This window comes from Flavobacterium aquicola, from assembly GCF_003385115.1.
GTDB classification, from domain to species: domain Bacteria; phylum Bacteroidota; class Bacteroidia; order Flavobacteriales; family Flavobacteriaceae; genus Flavobacterium; species Flavobacterium aquicola.
On sequence record NZ_QUNI01000001.1, the window covers coordinates 127876 to 145686 of the forward strand.

The window sequence follows — 17811 nt, forward strand, 5'->3', positions numbered from 1 at the left end:
TATAATTATGATATCGGAAACAAAACCTTTCTATTTACGAAAGGTTTGTTTATTGATATCTAATTGTTTTACTTTCTGATAATATTTCTCAGACTCGTTTTCATTTCCTAATCCGCTGTGACCTAAAGCCATCACATAGTAGCAATGCACCTGATTTCTAACATTCAAATCATCATCCCAAATCGCAAGATCCGGAAGTGAAACCGCGAAATAATCTATTCTTGATTTTTCGAATAGATATTTTTCTCCGTGAGCCAGCAGTTTATTGAAACGGCTTCGGGCTTTGTCTTCATCACCTAATTCGCGCCAAGCCAGTCCTTGATAGAAAATCTTATCCGGCTGCTGATCGTTATAGAAAAATGCCTGAACCGGTTCTGATGATCCCAAAGTTGCTTCAACAAAATTTGCTGTTGCATTTTCTAAATCTCCAAGTCCTTTGTATGCTAAACCTTTATAATAAAAAACCTCGTTTTCCTCAGCATTTTTCAATTTTCCTTCGCCTAAATCATGCGGATAAACTTCGGTTTCTTTCAGTAATTGTACCGCATCTGCAAATCGGTTTTCTGCAATTGCAATTTTGGCTAATTCTACTCTGCATAAAGTATACTGACCAGTTACTTTTCCTTCACCGCCTTCCCAAGGATGGAATTTTCGCTGTGAAATTAATTCTTTTGCAATAGCGTATTTACCTGTCTGATTATAAAGTGTAATGCGTTCGATGCACAAATCGTCACGCTCTTCAACCAAATTTGGATACTGGTTTAAAACTTCTAAACGGAATTCAGGAGTTTTTCCAATTTTCTTATACAGCTGATCCAATTCCATAAAAATTCTTGAATCGGCTGTGTCCAATGCAAATGCTTTTTCTAACATTTCCTGAGCCTTAACTTTGTCATTTGTCTTATTGAAATAAGCAAGTGCAAGGTTTCTTAACAAGGTAGGAAATTTTTCGTCTATACTGTATGACAGTTCCCAGCATTTTACAGCTTCATCATATTGGCGGAAAGCATACCAAAAATTCCCCAAATAATAAGGTGCTTTTGCATCTTTTGGATTTAAACGAATGGCGTCCTGCAGAATATTCACTTCTTCAATACGGTTTGGAAAACACTTTTCGGGTGACTCAATAGCCGCTTTTTTGTACCATTCTAAAGCTTCGTCTTTATTTTCAGCCATTGAAGCAAAATAACCCAAAGCATAATACACCATTGGATAAACTTCTTCGGTATCATTAATTGATTCCTGCAATAATTGAGAAGCTTCCGCATATAGTCCCGCTCCTGCAAAATCCAACGCATACTCGATATAACCGTGTGACCACTGGCGCATGATGGTATTCATTTCGTCCAATACTGTTTTGTCTTTTGTCAGCAGGTATTTCTCAAAACGGCATCCCATATTGAAACGGTCAATTTTGAGCGATTCTTCTATCCATGCCAAAGCTTCCTGATTTCTGTTTAATTTTCTTAAAATAGAAGCTTTCAGCTGGCGCGCTTTGTGATTGTGCCAGTTGCGGATCAATGACGATTCGACTCTTTCCAACGCTTCTGACCATTCACCTTTTATGCTGTCAATTTGTGCCAATGCATAAAAACCGGCGTCCTGCCACGCTGCATTCCAAGTCGATTTGAAAAGAGAATTATAAGCGTCATCGAATTTCCCCTGCAATTTCAAGCAATAGCCCAGATTGTATAAAGGCTCGCCATCAATCGGATTTGGATTTCTTTCTGTTAAAACTTCAACTGCGGTTCTGAAATAGGTTTCTGCTTTTTCAAACTGACCTCTTCGAAGCATCAAAAGTCCGACAGCATTATTACATCTCACATCCCTTGAATCTCTGCTTAAAGCCTCAAAATAATAATCCAGCGGATTGTAAGTTGCGTGTCTGTATTGTTCCAAATGCAGTCCTGTCAGGTACAATTGTTCCATTGAAGCAATATCTTTTGGATCAAGAGCCGCTTTTGCAGGATCAGGAACTGGTTTAATCTCGGCTTTTTCTTCCTGATACTGAACCAGAATTTTACCATTTGAAGTATAAACGGTAAAAATCAAATCCTCAGAAGCTGTTTCTCCGATCGAAACTCGTTTTTTATATGGATTTACAGGAGAAATCGTAATTTCATCCTCAAACAATACCTTGTTTTGCTTGTCTTTTAATTCAATTTTTAAGTTTTCATAAAGACCTGTTGTGTACAAAATCAGATCCGCTTCGTTTCCTTCAACTTCGATGTTTATGATGGCATCTTTGGTTGCATTTTTAACGTAACCTACTTCGGCATAAGGCATGAAATATTGTACCCATGACTTTTCTTCATAAGCCTGAAGCCAAGAAAAATCAGGCTGATTATCTGTGAAAACTCCCGTCATTAATTCAATATACGGACCGTCTTGATCTGTTAGATTTCTGTCCCAAGCCAAACCAAAATCTCCGTTACCCCAAGTCCATTGCTTTTTCCCTGGAGACACATGATGATTCGCCACATGTAATAATCCAGCCTGCACATTATCTTCGTAACCACCCACAAAATTATATTTGGACTGCACCGCCATATAGGATGTTGGAACCGGAATGTTTTTATATTTTGAAATATCAACTCCTGCAGAATAATCCTGTTTGTAATATTCTCCAGTTGCAATCGGGAATTTTGAAACATCTCTTTTTCCGTGGTCAAATACGGCATTCACATCAGGTGGAAAAACCGATTTATAGCCATCATTCACCACCACAGCAGGATTTGCCCACCAAAGGAATGTCTGCGGAAAAGCGGTACGATTGTAGATTTTTACTTTTATCTCAATGTAGGCTTTGTCAGGATGCAGCGTGAACCCCTGCATTCCTTTGGTTCTGAACATTCTTTCTACTTCATTACACCAAATTGTTTTACTTCCGTCTTCATTTTCTTCAATATTATAATCCGTAGGCAAAAAAGTACTTGGACGGTGGTGCTGTGGCCAGTTGAATTCAATTCCGCCAGAAATCCAAGGCCCTGTAAGTCCTACAAGAGCAGGTTTTATCACCTGATTATAGTAAACAAAATGACGCTGTTTTACTTTGTCGTACGCCATGTGAACACGCCCTCCAAGTTCCGGAAGAATCATTATCTTGATGTATTTATTTTCTAAAAATACCGCGTTATATGACTTATCGAATTTTTCATCTGATAATTTTTCGACCACAGGATAAGGATAAACAGCTCCTGAGCTTCCCTGATATACACGTTTTTCAAGAAAAATAGGGTTCTTTTCTTCTTCGCCAATTTGGTAAGTCGGTAATAAAATATCCTCTTCCCAAACACGAACTACGCCATCTTCGTTAACAGTAGACTGAATTAAATAAGCTGTTATTTTTTCGTCCTGAGCTGTTTCGTTTACCGATTGTTTTGAATGCAGATTTTCTGCAATTATATTTTCCATCTTATTATATGCTATTATTTTGTCAATTCATTTTCAATTTCCTCTAAGGACTTTCCTTTGGTTTCCGGCAGCGAAATGCGAAGGAAAACAAATCCTAACAGGCAGATCACACCGTAAAGCCAGAAGGTTCCGTAAGACCCCAGACTGTTATTTAATATCGGAAAAGTGTAAGTCAGTATGAAACAGGCCGTCCAAAGGGCGAAAGTCGAAACTGCCATTGCCATTGCTCGTATTTTGGTCGGAAATATTTCAGATAAAACGACCCAAGTAATAGGTGCCAATGTCATTGCATAGCAGGAAATTGCTGCGATTACAAGTCCTAAAACTGCAAGTCCTGTTATTTCAAAATAATAGCAGGCGCCAAGTGCTGCATAGATGAAAAACAATCCAATTGAACCGATAAGCATCAGCGTTCTTCTTCCCCATCTGTCAACAAAATACATACCTGCGAAAGTGAAGATTACATTTGTAACACCAGTAATTACGATATTGAATAAGATATCCGAAACGCCATAACCGGCTGCTGAAAATATTTCCTGAGCATAATTAAAAATCACGTTGATACCGCACCATTGCTGAAATGCTGCAATCACAATTCCTAACAAAAGAATCTTTGGCATTTTACCTTCAAAAAGCATTTTATAATTGGCTTCTTCTTTGACATCCCCTGCACTTGCTTTCAGTTCTTCAATTTGTTCTTTTGCAAAATCATTTCCGCCAATTTTAGTAAAAATAGATTCAGCTTTTGAATATTTACGCTGACTTGCAAGCCATCTTGGACTTTCGGGTATTATTAATATCAAAGCAAAAAAGGCTACTGATGGAATGGCTCCAGCCCAAAACATATATCTCCAGCCCCATTGACCGTTCCAAGAATTCAAAATATCCTGTCCTTCTACAATCGGGTCTGCAATTAACCAATTCACAATCTGCGCTGCCAATATCCCTATTACAACCGTTAACTGATTTATCGAAACAAACTTCCCTCTGGATTCACTTGGAGCGATTTCGGCTATATACATCGGTGAAAGATTCGAGGCGATTCCAATTCCGATACCGCCAACAACTCTCCATATTATAAACCATTCAATAGTATCGACTATTCCGGTACCAACTGCTGCGAGCGTAAAAAAGATTGAAGCGACAATCATCAGCGGTTTTCTGCCGTATTTATCAGATAAACTTCCCGAAATCATTACACCCAAGAGGCATCCTAAAATAGCGCTTCCCATTACCCATCCCTGCATAGAAGGCGAATTGGCAATATTAAAAAAGACCTCATAAAATGGCTTTGCTCCACCAATTACAACCCAATCATATCCAAACAGCAGCCCACCCATGGCCGAAACCAATGCGATGAAAAGCAGATAGGAAGAATTATACTTTTTCATAAATTTTATTTTTTTTAAATAATTTAACATTACAAATGTCGTCAGATATTACAGTTGCAAAAATGTAATATTTATATAAAACATGTATAAAACATAGATTTTAATACTTTATTTATCATACTAAAAATAAAAAAACGTTTTTTTTACAGCAACCATACTTTTTTAAACTATATTTTAATGAATTCACACTTTATAATAGATAAAATATCTGACTAAAAAATATCAGACACATTAAATCAACAATTTTCAAACCCCATTTCCTCAGAATATGTATATTACCATGATTTGACATTGTACAGTATTATTTCATAAATTTGGTATTAAATTATTTCTGAAGTTTTTTTTTTAAAACTAATCTAACCTTATTATGGACCAAATAGCAGATGGATTTAAAGGCGAAAGAGCAATCGTTGTTCCATATAGCGTACGGCATTTTCAATCTGAAAATGAACTGACAAAAAATGCTTTCATTACACATATTGGCTATTACCCAAATGCAAAATATCATTTTAGAAAACGGTCAAAAGGCGCACTTGAAAACATTCTTATTTATTGCGAAAGCGGAAAAGGGTTCATAACTCTTGAAAACGAACAATTCTCGCTTACAAAAGATCAGGCTTTTATTATTCCAGCACATAAAGCGCATAGCTATGAAGCTGAAATCTCAAAGCCTTGGAGCATTTATTGGTTACATTTCAAAGGAACTTCAAACTCATTACACAGTGCAGTTTCTGGAAAAATTCTAAATCTAAATGACAGCCGATCAGCAGATAGATTGAACTTATTCGAAGAAATTTACCAGAATCTGGAAATGGGTTTTAACCCTGATAACCTCGAGTATTCCAGTATCTGCCTGCAGCATTTTCTTGCCAGCATAAAATACACGGATCAGTTTTTAAAAATAAAAACGGCAGATACTGAAGTCTTAGATATAATTCCGATGAGTATCATTTACATGAAAAATAACCTGACGAATAAAATAACGCTTCATGATATTGCTCAATATGTCGGTTATTCGAGTTCCTATTTTGGGGCATTGTTTTTAGAAAAAACATCATTTACCCCAATGGATTATTATAATCAGTTAAAAGTGCAGAAATCCTGCTCCCTTTTGCAGTTCAGCAACATGAAAATTAAAGAAATAGCATATCAATTGGGCTATTACGACCCGTTTCACTTTTCAAAATCGTTCCGATTAGTAATGGAAATATCACCCCGCGAATACCGTCTTAGATACAAAAGTCAAGTGTAAACAGCCAAAATTTATTTGATAATATTCAAATCAGAATTAAAAGAGTTTTTGTATTTTTTGATATATTCTGATGGTGTCATTCCAAAGAGTTTAACAAACTGCTGCCTGAAATATTTAGGATCTTCAAAACCTACCTCAACACTCGCCTGAGCAATATTCATATTTTCGGTAAGCATTAACATCGCGGCTTTCCTTATTCGGATGGAACGTATAAATGCATTTAATGTCTGCCCTGAAATGATTTTAATTTTGGTGTAAAGCGTTCTGTGACTCATTCCCATTTCGGCGGCAAAATTTTTAATCGTATAGTCACGTTTGTGAATATTAGCCTCAATAACAGCAATACATTTCTTTAGAATTTCCTGATATTCGGCTGGAACTTTTTGAGTATTCTCTTTAAGCGTAATACTATCTAAAAAGTAAGTTCTTAAATTGCTTCGGCTTTTCAGCAGTGATTCTACACGGGCTACCAGCAGATCATCATCAAATGGTTTTGTTATATAATCATCGGCGCCATCACTTATTCCCTGCAAGTGTGTTTCCGGATTCTTGGATGCTGTCAATAATATGACCGGTATATGGGATAAACTACTATTTTCTTTTATTTTTCGGCACAATTCCAAACCATCCATAACATCCATCGCAATATCACTGATCACCAAATCAGGCATGTGCTTTTTCGTCAGTTTTAAACCTTCTTCACCATTATCGGCACTATATATTATATGAGTTTCTGAAAATAGCTGAATTAAATAATTTCTAATATCTGTATTATCTTCTACTATTAAAAGTGTGCGCTTCTCGGTAAGCATCACTTTATGCAATTCATTATCCGGAACAGATTGAGCTGAAACTTCTACAATATCTTCTACATCATCAGTCATTAATTCTTCAACTAATGGACTTAATTTTGGAACAACAATACTTATATGCAAATCTTCAAAATGATCTTGACCTTTTAAAAACGTGAGCTTAAAAGTACTTCCTTTTCCAATTTCGCTGGTACAGCTTACAGTTCCTTTATGTTTTTCGACAAAATACCTAACTATAAACAAACCGATTCCAAATCCGGAACTGCCTCCAACCGGCACTTTAGAATTTACTCTTTTAAACTTTTCAAAAATAGTTTCCAAATCATCTGGTGCAATACCTGTACCGCTGTCTAAAACTTCGATAATTACATCTGTTTGATTTTCGGATAAATGAAGACTGATTTCTCCCCCAACCGGAGTAAATTTGAATGCATTTGAAATCAAATTAAACAGAGATATTTCAACTTTCTCATAATCTCCAATTATTTCAATATTATTTTCAGGTATCTGGAAAGTATAGTCAATATTCTTATCTTTTGCCTGATTTACAAAACACTGATGTATTTCATAACAGAGGTTATTGACATTTATAACAGACATTTTGAGTTCATCAGCATCATTCTCCGCTTTACGGAAAAGCAAAAGCTGATCTACTAAACTCAAAAGCCTTCTTGCATTTCGATGTGCAATTACTAAATCACTCACCGAAGAACTATTCTCGACATTGCCTTTTTTAATCGCCTTTTTTAATGGATTTATAATCAAAGACAAAGGCGTACGGAACTCATGAGAAATATAGGTAAACATTGATGACTGCTTTTCGGCAACTTCTTTTTCTTTCGCTCTTTCTAATTCGGCAATTTTTACCTGAAACTTTAATTTTTCTTTATTTTTATTATATCGAATATAGCCATAAATCATTCCGGCTCCCGCCAATAAATAAAAACTGTATGCCCACCATGATCTGTACCATGGCGGTGAAACAATGACTGTAATAAGGCTTTTTTCTTTGTTCCAGCCTCCTCTAAAATTGGTTGTTTTAACTTTAAAAACATATGTTCCTTCGGCTAATCTGGCGTAATTTGCTTTTCGAGCCTGACCCACATAATTCCAGCTGTCGTCCCAGCCTTCCAAATAGTAAGCGTAATTAATTTTATCAGCATTATTATAATCCAATGCTACAAATTCTATTGACAAGGCAGTCTGGTCATAAGGCAGTTTTACTTCTTTGATTCTGCCGGAATCCCATTCGGTAATCAACTCGTTTTTACTTTCTTCAATTGGCTGATTGTTTAAATAAAAATCGGTCAGCAGTAAATTATTCTTCTGATTAAACTCTTTGATATCTTGCGGAAAAAAGGAATTGAAACCATTTATTCCTCCAAAAAGAAATTCACCGGTAGACAATTTTAAACCAGCATTAAAACTAAACTGATTACTCTGCAGTCCGTCATTTACCGAAAAATTCCTGAATGTTTTGGTCTTTTTATCAAATCGGCAGATTCCATTGTACGTACTCATCCATAGATTTCCGGATTTATCTTCCAGCAGTCTCAAAATCGTATTGGAAGGCAGGCCGTCATCTGTAGTCAGCCTCTTGAAAGTATTTGTTTTTCTGTCAAAAAGTACCAGTCCTCCCTCCTGCGTTCCCAGCCAAAGATTTTTGTCCTTATCCTCGTGTATACATCGTATAGGATTCCCAATTAGAAACTTTTGGTATTTTTTAGTCTTTTTATCAATAGCTAATAATGACGTATAATTACAGCCCCAAAATTTACCATCACTTGCCTCGACAAGACACTGCAGATTATCAATGGTTTTATTAAAAAGCACAAAACTGTTTTTGGCCCTGTCAAATAAATACAGTGAGCCTTCATTTGTCGCACTTGCCCATATATCGCCCTCATTGTCTTTATACACAAACCAGATATTTTTCTCAATCTGTTTTGTAAATGGGTTGTAACATGAAAACTGGGTAATAGTATTGGTCGCAGGATTGATGCGGTTAACGCCTCCAGCCCAAGTTGACAGCCAGATATCATTATTATTATCCCTGATTATTCCAGTAATAAAATTACTGCTGATTTTATGAGAGGAAGCTGCCGTAGTGCTGTAAATGGTATAAGTATTGTTTTTTTTGTTCCAATATTTTAAACCTGCTCCATCTGTTCCTATCCAAAGATTCTTTTTTTCATCTTCGCAAAAAGATAATATGAAATTTTCGGCAGGATCGCTGTCTTTTACATTATACCTGATGTTTCTAAAATATTTCGGGCTGTTGCCTATCATGCTGATACCGCCGCGCAGCGTTCCAATCCACATATTTCCAGAAGTATCTTCATGCAGACTCCATATTGAATTACTTTTTACAAGCTGTCTGCCTTTGGACAAACTGTATGGAACTGCTTTTTTACTTTGGCCAATTACTTTATAAATACCGCGTCCATCGGTAGTTACCCACATTTCTTTTTTCTTGTCGATACGAATATCCGAAACTGTGCTGTTAACCGGCAGATAATTAGACGATAAAAAATTAGTACGTGTATTGAATGAATAAAGTCCTTCATCTGTTCCCAGCCAAAGAACAGCATCTGCAGAAAGTCTCATGCATTTTACTTCCATATTTAATGGATATATAACTTTCAGTTTTTTTGAATTGTAATTATACTGGCAGATACCAACATTTCTGACATACACCCAGCAGCTGTTATTTTTTAAATCGTTTTCAAGGACCGTAGCATTATAATTAAACAGCAGTTTATTGGATCGTTCAAGACCAGCAGACTTTCCTGTATAAGATCCGTTCTCATAAATAAGCACTCCGAAATTTTGGGAAGCAACCAATACCTGTTCTTTCGAAACTGAACGAATCTGATGCACTACATCTTTTAAAATCTGAGTGGTATTGCTCTTTGAAACATATGCAAGAGGATGAAAAACGGCTTCTCTTTTATCAAAAACGCAGGCTCCATTTGCTCCCCCAACCCATATGTTTTTTTTGGAATCACCTTCAATATTATAGATAGTATTGAATGCCAATGAATTTTTATCATTAATCTTATTGCGGTACACCTTAAAATTGTAACCATCATAACGGTTTAAACCGTCATAAGTACCAAACCACATAAAACCATCGCTATCCTGATAAATAGTAGTCACCGAATTATTAGACAACCCATCAGAAATATCGAGAAATTTAACGGCGTATTCTTGCGAAAAACCGTTTAAACAAAAAGAGAGTAGAAGTATGAAATGCAGGATAAAGTTCTTCAAGAAAGCTGGTTTTAGTATTATTTTTAAATACGTGTAAAAAACACATTTAAACAGGCCAAATTTACCAATAACAAATAGAAATAGCGAAACAAAATAATTTAAAATTGTTCGCTTTTTTAAAATTAGCATGCTAAGTTAATTGGTATTTGAGTTAAAAACAAACAAATCAGGCTTTAAACATCAATTTCGTAATTATACTCTGTGTTTTATAAGAATACTGCCAAGCATGTAAAATTAATCTTCGAATTTTCTTAATTTCCAGTTTAAATAGAAAACTTACTTTTACTCATTTAAAAAAATCCATGGAAAAATTATATTCTCTCGTTATTCATCCTTCTGAAGAAATTCTCCTTTTAGTTAAATCTATGAAAGATAAATTGTACTCTGAAGTGAAATGGTTCAATAGCAGAAACTCCGTTGGTCATATTACCATCTGCGAATTCAAAGCAACAGAAACTGCAATTGAAACCATCAAAAAGCAAATAAAAAAACTATGCGATCCTTTAGTTCCTATCGATGTACATCTGAATGAGTTTGGGTCTTTCCCTTCAAACGGTGCATTTTTTATAGCACCCGACAACGATTCAAAAAAGGATTTGAAGCACATCATGAAACATTTTAATAAATCACTTCAAGTCCAAGATATGAAGAAAAGTGACAATCCGCATCTATCAATCGCTCGAAGACTTAGTCCAGAAAACTTAATAAAAGCAAATCAGTTATTTACCAAAATCGATTTGCATTTTGTTTGTGACAGTGTGGTTTTACGTCAATTTGATGAGAATGTAAAACAGTTTTTTGTAGTTGATACTTTTGTTTTTGGTAATAATCCGAAACAGCAATTAGTACAGGGAACTTTATTTTAATAGATGAAAAATAGTTTCTTTCAAAATATTTAAAAACTTGTAACTTTATTTTTACTATTTTTATAAATAGCTTCAAACACAAACAACAGAACTTCATCAACACTTAATAAAACAATCCATGAATTTTATTGAACTAAAAGAAAGACAAGGTTTGCCAGAATACGATAAAGCAATTAAAGTATATGAACAGCTGGGAGCATTTCTAAAAGAACTGTCAAAAAAAGAATTACCAAGTCACATCATTCAATCAATTAATCAAGATATCGAAGAATTAAATTCTATTCCGGTTTTTGATACTAATTTTGGGAAAACAGTTAAGAAAAAGCAATCCAAAATCATAAAACTGGTCGAAAAAGAACTTAAAATTGTACCTCAAAAATATTACACCACGTTTTGGCTGGCTGTGGGAATGTCGGCATTTGGCATTCCGCTGGGTATTGCTTTTGGAATAAGCATTGGCAATTTAGGATTACTTGCTATAGGATTACCTATTGGAATGGGAATTGGAGCTCTGGTAGGTTCAGCAATGGACAAAAAAGCTTTAGAAGAAGGCAGACAATTAGATATAGAAATTAAATATTAGATTTTAATTTAAAATAGAATTATTTGTAAAAAAGAAAAGCCGAAATTTTACATTTCATGAAGTTAGAAAACGCTGAAGGTTCCAATTATTATTATGTAAGTCATAAAAAAGGATTTGCAGGAATTCCAGTTCCAAGAGAAGCCGTTCAGACCGTTATAGATTTTGCTTATGAAATGTGTTTTGGTGCAGGACATCATAGAAACTGTAGGACTGGCGGACAGTATGAGCGAAAAGGGGGTGAAAAATTCTGCAACACATTTCAGGGAAAACTTGCCGAAATAGTATTGTATAACTATTTCAAATCAGAAGGTCTAGAAGTTAAGGAACCTGATTTCGGGATTTATAAAGAAGGAATCTGGGATGACTCAGATTTAGAAATTCAGGGCAAAAAAATCAATGTAAAATCTGCTGCCTCACAATCGAATTTACTGTTGCTTGAAACTAAAGACTGGAATGCACAGGCACAATACATCCCGAATATCTTGCTCAATAACGGCTCTGCGGTTTCGTATGACTATTTTATTTTGGTTAGAATTGAACCCGATATTAAAAAACTTTTTAAAACAGACCGATTATTATTTAGCAATGAAATTTCCCGAAAAACTATAGACGAAATACTTTTTGCAAGGACTTGGAATTTTGACATTGCAGGTTACTGCACCAATGCTGATGTTATAACGACTATAGCAAATAACTATATTCTGCCTCAAAATGCAATGCTGAACCAGTATACCAAAATGGACGCTTGCAACTACTACATTCAAAGCGGTGATATGAAATGCATAAAAGATTTAGTTCAGGAATTGAAAGCTATTTAATACCGTTCAGCACCTTCAAAATATTCTTTGAAACAGCCTGAATCACGGGAACACTCACAGAATTTCCTGCTTGTTTATAAATACTCGAATTGGCACTTTTTGCCGGAATCTTGAAGGTATCAGGAAACCCCTGAAAACGCAGACATTCTCTTGGAGTTAATTTTCTGAAACCAAATTCAGTCTTAATCAGCGGTACATTATGCCCGCCAGTTCCCATGTTTGCTGTTAGAGTCGGACAGACATTCGATTTGTTTTCCCTTACATACTGACGTCTGAATTGATAAACAGTATCTTCAGATCTCATCGTTTCTTTGAGCATATTGTACATATACTTGTCTTCGCCATAGTAGAAATTATCCTCGACTTTTTCTTTACTGATAACCTCTTTTATGGTTTTTGTCAGTTCTTCTTTTTGGGGAAATTCAAAAGTATTTTCGGCATCAGGATATATATCTTTATCAAAAGCTACCATAAAGATCCGTTCTCTATTGTGAGGGATATTCCCGTAGTCTTTTGTATTAAGAACCTTAGCCTGAAAGGAATAATTTCTATCTCTTAACGACTGCTCAATCACTTTCATTGTTTTGCCGTGATCATGAGTATAAAGGTTTTTTACATTTTCTAAAAACACCACTTTTGGCCTCATGGTATCAACAAAATCAAGTATTCGGAAGAAGTGGTTTCCCCTATTGTCATCAAAACCTTTTCTATAACCGGCTACCGAGAACGGCTGGCAGGGAAAGCCAGCGGTGAGTATGTGTATTTTTGGAATAGCATCAATATCTAACTGCAGAACATCACCTTCGATAAGCTGGTGCTCAAAATTATTTCGATAAGTGATACAGGCATTTTTATCAAATTCATTGGCCCATTTTATGTCAAAACCTGAATTTCTAAAACCCAGACATATACCTCCGATACCTGCATATAAACTGCCGACAGTAAACTTTTCACTCATACATTAATTTTTTTCGCTGATTGCTGTGCGCGAAATTACATTTTTCTGAAACAAATATACAGCTTGAAATGGGGATTTAAAAAAATATATCCTTGTTCGCAAAAATCAATTAATTACAATAACAATCCTCTAACTACACTCTGTTTTTTTAATAATGCCTCAACAGAAGTCCAGCCAACAGCATAGAATATAAACTACTGAAATATCACTAATTAATTATCACAATAGTATTGTGCCCTTTTATTTTTTTAAAAATTTAAATCCATCTCCTTTTTCTCCTGCAATTTTATACAAGTATAACCCTCCAGCCAGTTTATTTATATCAATATTGGTTATTTCTGAATTTAATTTTCCCGTTAATACCGTTTGTCCTGCCAGATTGGTAATCGAATAATCTGAACCAACTAATTTAAGATCTATTTTTACCTTAATAACATCACTAGTAGGATTTGGATAAATTACAGCTGCATTTTTATTTATTTTATTCTCAGAAACACTTAACTGTGCTTCCGTAAATAAATTACTTCTCCATAATTCAACACCAAAAACATCATCTTCAGCAGCAAAGAAAACACCGTTGCCCATTAAAATAAGGTTATGAGGATTACTTCCCTTTTCGCCTGGATATATATCTTTCATTCTCAGCGTTCCTAAATCAGTTCCATTTGAGATCCACAGCTCAGAACCTTCAGAAGAACTCCTTGCTCTAAAAAAAAGATTGGCTCCATCCGAAACCATTTCTTCAGGCTGATAAAAACGATTCGAGTAAGCAGGCTGTTTTATCAGGTGAGTACCATCTGATATTCCATTTGTTATCCAAAGATCTCTGCTATTTGTACTGGAATTTTCGGCACTAAAGGCAACTTGTCCATTTAAATTCACAAAATTTCGAGGATATGGTTCATAAAAAGGGTCTTTATATTCTGGTTTAATCTCAATAAATTCGGTACCGCGCAGCGTACCATCGCTTTTAAATAATTGTCCTCCAAGATTATCATGATTACCGGAAAAATACAAATTCCCGTTAACACTTGTAATTTGTTCAGGATTGCTTCCCCATTGCCCTGCCTCCAAATCAAATGCCATTTGCGTGCCTTCGGGAGTTCCGTCAGTTCTCCAGAGCTCCCTGCCATTTACACCATCATCAGCAGAAAAGAAAATTAATCCGTTATGATAGGTTAGACCTTTAGGATACGAACCATCCAGACCTTCTTTGATTTCTTTTAGCATAAATGTTCCTTCAGAAGTACTATTGCTTACCCAAAGCTCAGTATTTCCAGCACTTCCCTCAGCAACAAAAATCAATAAATCATTCAGAGCAATCATTTCGGTAATCTCAAATCCATCGCCATAATGATCTGGATCAATTGCGTGTAAAAAAAGTGTTCCATCTTTAGTCCCATCAGATTTCCACAATGCACTGGATGAAGGAGTTCCCGCAATAAAATACAAAGTACCATTAACATTTGTCATTAAACGATCAGCCATAATTGTATGGGATGTAAACTGACTTACTAATTGTGTCCCCGCTTCTGTACCATCCGATTTCCATAATCCACCGCCTCTTACAATAAAGTAAGCCACTCCATCTACATCAACAATATTAGTTATATCACTGCCAGAATATTCATTGTAAGCGGGATCATCAGCAAGTGTAATATCTTTAACCAAAGAAACTCCGCCAGGTTTTTCAGGACTGCCATCATATACTCTTAGTTCATAGCCATGATCCTGATCTTTTGCAGTAAAGAATAGTTTATGATTAATAATAATTAAGTCATCCGGATAACTGCCGAGATTAAACTCATTTATATTCTGAATCAATTCAGGCGTATACTGAGCGCGCAAATTCCAGCCAAAAGCAACTATCATAATAGTTAATAGAGTAATTTTTCCTTTCATATGTTTATTTTAGGGATTTATCTTTCGAATTATTATTCGAACAAAACTACTGTTTTTTTTAAGGGAATCAAACATCATAGAGGTCAGTTTTCAAGAACAAAACAAATAGTAACCAACAAGTAATCTTACACTTACATACTATCTATTTAATAATTAAATTATGCAAGAATATTTTTACCACTGCTTTACAAAACAGTTTTTCCTCTACTGATTAAAATCAAAAACACCTGAAGCAGCAACTTCATGCCGGTAATAATAACTGTAACCTATTTTAAAGTTTTTTTTATAACTTTAGCTAAAGATTTTATTACAAACCTTTATCATCAAGCAACTTAAATTTTAATACTATGAAAAAGAAACTCATTATTACGGCTCTTCTCTTGGGGACATTTACATTTGCCAACGCCCAAAGCATGGGAGACATTACAAAAGCGGCCAATACAGCGACTAAAACAGCCACTTCAGCAAGCACATTTGACGTAGCTGCAATATCTAATCAGGTTATGGGACTTTTGGGACCAAAACTGAAATTAACCAATACTCAAAAACCCGGAGTCACTTCATTAGTAAATGAAATACTGAATAAAAAGAAAAACATTCTGCCAACAAAGAAAACAGATGTTGCTGGTTATAATTCTAAAATGACAGCCACAAGAGAATCATTTTTGACCAAAATAAAAAAATTAATCACGCCTGCTCAATTACAGGCACTTACTCCTTTACTTCCAAAATCAGCGCAATCGCTTACACCATTGGCACAAATGCTGTTTTAATAACAGATTTATTTCAATATCAAAAAAAACCGATTAAGGTAATTTAATCGGTTTTGATGTTTCTATGCATTTCTAAATAAAAAGACCTCTTATTTATCAAACCATAACATCTTTATTGTATTTGTTTCGATAATCAATTGGTGACATACCGGTTATTCTTTTAAACACTTCCCGAAATGCTTTTACATCCGAGTATCCCACATCATACATGACTTCGGTAATATTTTTACGGGTGGACTCAAACGCTTTCTTTGCCGATTCCACTTTTACTCGCTGCATGTATTCTACAGGCGTATTGCCAGTGGCTTTAATAAATCGCCTGTCAAAGTTTCTTCGGCTTACCGAGAAAGTCGTAGACAAATGATCAACAGATATTTTTTCATGCAGTTTGCTTTCAATGTAGGATTGCGCTTTTTTCACTGTATCATCTTCATGCAGTTTTTGCCCTGTAAAAATGGCAAATTCAGACTGGCTGTTCCTATCCATTTCAATCTGAAAAACTTTGGAACAATAAATTGCTGTCTGCCTATCGAAGTATTTCTCAATTAGATAAATAATTAAATTTAAGAAGGAATAAGCACCGCCATTGGTATAAATTCCATTTTCATCAGTAATCAGCCTATCTGTTTCCAAATTCACTTTTGGAAACATTTTTCTGAAATTATCGGCAGCAGCCCAATGGGTTGAGCAGTTTTTACCATCCAACAATCCCGATGACGCCAGCATAAAAGCACCTGTACATATACTTGCGACCTCTGCCCCGTTTTTATATTGTTTCTCAATCCAATCAATCAAGACTTTATTTTCTTGCACTGCCTTGGTATAATTGTGATTCAGTGACGGAATAATAATTAGATTCGTTTTGGCTATTTCAGCGATATTGACGTGTGGCCTCACGGAAAATAATCCTTCATAAAATTCGACTTCCTTAGAAATACCAGCCAGCTGAATCGTAAACAATTCGGTATTCTTTGTTTGTTTCCAATAGGCATTTGCTCGCGAAAATATTTTGTAAGCGCCAACAATACTGCTCAAATTATTTTCACCGTCCGGAACAATTATGGTAAGATGTTTCATCGCAAGTTCTTTTTAGTAAAGATACCATTTAATCATGTCCAAATCAACCCGCTATAATGTCTGAATTACAACCTTTCGCTATTATTATTACAATGTACCTTTATAAAAAAATATTTTCACACTATGGCTTCAATAGTCAAACCAACATTTTAAACAATTTTAACAAACTGAAAAACAAAAACTTAACAAACACAAAAGAATTCAGTACTCACCTTCTTGGTAACTTTAGTTCAACCTTAAAATAACTATAAATGGAAACAGAAACTAAAAATTATACATTCAGCTTTGAATCTTCCCAAACTCCTCAAACCATTTTTGAAACCTTAATCGACGTCCGCAAATGGTGGGTTGGTTTGTTTGACGAAGACATTCAGGGCAACAGCGATATACTCTACGAAGAATTTACGTTCAGAGCAGGTGACGGAATACATTACAGTAGACAGCAACTAAATGATTTAATACACAATCAAAAGGTTTTTTGGAAGGTAACCGAAAGCTATCACTCCTTTATTGAAAAAACAGATGAATGGACCAATACCAAATTTGGTTTTGAGATTTCAAAAGAGGGAGACAAAAGCAAAGTCACCTTTACACATTACGGCCTAGTTCCAAAATTTGAATGCTATAATGATTGTTCTAGTGCTTGGACACAATACTTGGAAATACTGGCAGAAAAATTGAAATAAATAAAA

General features: G+C 35.2%; 12 protein-coding genes. 6 read left to right on the plus strand and 6 right to left on the minus strand.

Annotated elements, in window-relative coordinates:
• Positions 1 to 30: 30 nt before the first annotated feature.
• Together C8P67_RS00460 and C8P67_RS00465 are read right to left on the minus strand one after the other, a co-directional pair.
• The gene (locus C8P67_RS00460; protein ID WP_115809264.1) at positions 31 to 3414 is read right to left on the minus strand and encodes a DUF5107 domain-containing protein; all 3384 of its coding nucleotides are present in this window, start codon (positions 3412 to 3414) and stop codon (positions 31 to 33) included.
• A 14-nt stretch (positions 3415 to 3428) separates the two neighbouring features.
• Positions 3429 to 4805: a sugar porter family MFS transporter gene (locus C8P67_RS00465; protein WP_115810063.1), complete on the minus strand. Its 1377-nt coding sequence runs from the start codon at positions 4803 to 4805 to the stop codon at positions 3429 to 3431.
• Between the two features lie 367 nt (positions 4806 to 5172).
• Between C8P67_RS00465 and C8P67_RS00470 the strand changes: the two genes are divergently transcribed.
• Positions 5173 to 6057 carry an AraC family transcriptional regulator gene (locus tag C8P67_RS00470; RefSeq protein ID WP_115809266.1) on the plus strand — a complete coding sequence of 295 codons (885 nt, stop codon included), beginning with the start codon at positions 5173 to 5175 and terminating at the stop codon, positions 6055 to 6057.
• Positions 6058 to 6068: 11 nt separating this feature from the next.
• Here the strand turns inward: C8P67_RS00470 and C8P67_RS00475 are convergent, their stop codons facing one another.
• Complete coding sequence (locus C8P67_RS00475; protein WP_115810067.1) at positions 6069 to 10142, minus strand: hybrid sensor histidine kinase/response regulator transcription factor; 4074 nt, start codon at positions 10140 to 10142, stop codon at positions 6069 to 6071.
• Positions 10143 to 10444: 302 nt separating this feature from the next.
• Here C8P67_RS00475 and C8P67_RS00480 point away from each other — a divergent pair, with 302 nt between their 5' ends.
• The 3 genes from C8P67_RS00480 (at position 10445) to C8P67_RS00490 (ending at position 12409) form a co-directional block, all read left to right on the plus strand.
• Positions 10445 to 11008 (plus strand): 2'-5' RNA ligase family protein, encoded by a 564-nt coding sequence (locus C8P67_RS00480; RefSeq protein ID WP_115809268.1) that lies wholly within the window; start codon positions 10445 to 10447, stop codon positions 11006 to 11008.
• Positions 11009 to 11126: 118 nt separating this feature from the next.
• The gene (locus C8P67_RS00485) at positions 11127 to 11591 is read left to right on the plus strand and encodes a hypothetical protein (RefSeq protein WP_245980350.1); all 465 of its coding nucleotides are present in this window, start codon (positions 11127 to 11129) and stop codon (positions 11589 to 11591) included.
• A 56-nt stretch (positions 11592 to 11647) separates the two neighbouring features.
• Positions 11648 to 12409 (plus strand): hypothetical protein, encoded by a 762-nt coding sequence (locus C8P67_RS00490; RefSeq protein WP_115809270.1) that lies wholly within the window; start codon positions 11648 to 11650, stop codon positions 12407 to 12409.
• Here C8P67_RS00490 and C8P67_RS00495 read toward each other — a convergent pair.
• A complete protein-coding gene (locus C8P67_RS00495) occupies positions 12402 to 13367 on the minus strand; it encodes a DNA cytosine methyltransferase (protein WP_115809272.1) in 966 nt (321 codons plus the stop codon). The genes C8P67_RS00490 and C8P67_RS00495 overlap by 8 nt on opposite strands.
• 240 nt (positions 13368 to 13607) lie before the next feature.
• On the minus strand, positions 13608 to 15269 hold the full coding sequence (locus C8P67_RS00500) for an ELWxxDGT repeat protein (protein WP_115809274.1): 1662 nt from the start codon (positions 15267 to 15269) through the stop codon (positions 13608 to 13610).
• Positions 15270 to 15616: 347 nt separating this feature from the next.
• Here C8P67_RS00500 and C8P67_RS00505 point away from each other — a divergent pair, with 347 nt between their 5' ends.
• Positions 15617 to 16042 carry a hypothetical protein gene (locus tag C8P67_RS00505; protein WP_147298181.1) on the plus strand — a complete coding sequence of 142 codons (426 nt, stop codon included), beginning with the start codon at positions 15617 to 15619 and terminating at the stop codon, positions 16040 to 16042.
• Between the two features lie 96 nt (positions 16043 to 16138).
• Here the strand turns inward: C8P67_RS00505 and C8P67_RS00510 are convergent, their stop codons facing one another.
• Positions 16139 to 17119 (minus strand): GlxA family transcriptional regulator, encoded by a 981-nt coding sequence (locus tag C8P67_RS00510; RefSeq protein ID WP_115809278.1) that lies wholly within the window; start codon positions 17117 to 17119, stop codon positions 16139 to 16141.
• A gap of 251 nt (positions 17120 to 17370) precedes the next feature.
• Between C8P67_RS00510 and C8P67_RS00515 the strand changes: the two genes are divergently transcribed.
• Complete coding sequence (locus C8P67_RS00515) at positions 17371 to 17805, plus strand: SRPBCC family protein (protein WP_115809280.1); 435 nt, start codon at positions 17371 to 17373, stop codon at positions 17803 to 17805.
• Positions 17806 to 17811: the final 6 nt, after the last annotated feature.

What these genes read in the sequence shown, in the direction of transcription:
- C8P67_RS00460 (WP_115809264.1), bottom strand. Translation starts at nt 3,414, where the DNA reads ATGGAAAATATAATTGCAGAAAATCTGCATTCAAAACAATCGGTAAAC.
- C8P67_RS00465 (WP_115810063.1), bottom strand. Translation starts at nt 4,805, where the DNA reads ATGAAAAAGTATAATTCTTCCTATCTGCTTTTCATCGCATTGGTTTCG.
- C8P67_RS00470 (WP_115809266.1), top strand. Translation starts at nt 5,173, where the DNA reads ATGGACCAAATAGCAGATGGATTTAAAGGCGAAAGAGCAATCGTTGTT.
- C8P67_RS00480 (WP_115809268.1), top strand. Translation starts at nt 10,445, where the DNA reads ATGGAAAAATTATATTCTCTCGTTATTCATCCTTCTGAAGAAATTCTC.
- C8P67_RS00485 (WP_245980350.1), top strand. Translation starts at nt 11,127, where the DNA reads ATGAATTTTATTGAACTAAAAGAAAGACAAGGTTTGCCAGAATACGAT.
- C8P67_RS00490 (WP_115809270.1), top strand. Translation starts at nt 11,648, where the DNA reads ATGAAGTTAGAAAACGCTGAAGGTTCCAATTATTATTATGTAAGTCAT.
- C8P67_RS00495 (WP_115809272.1), bottom strand. Translation starts at nt 13,367, where the DNA reads ATGAGTGAAAAGTTTACTGTCGGCAGTTTATATGCAGGTATCGGAGGT.
- C8P67_RS00500 (WP_115809274.1), bottom strand. Translation starts at nt 15,269, where the DNA reads ATGAAAGGAAAAATTACTCTATTAACTATTATGATAGTTGCTTTTGGC.
- C8P67_RS00505 (WP_147298181.1), top strand. Translation starts at nt 15,617, where the DNA reads ATGAAAAAGAAACTCATTATTACGGCTCTTCTCTTGGGGACATTTACA.
- C8P67_RS00510 (WP_115809278.1), bottom strand. Translation starts at nt 17,119, where the DNA reads ATGAAACATCTTACCATAATTGTTCCGGACGGTGAAAATAATTTGAGC.
- C8P67_RS00515 (WP_115809280.1), top strand. Translation starts at nt 17,371, where the DNA reads ATGGAAACAGAAACTAAAAATTATACATTCAGCTTTGAATCTTCCCAA.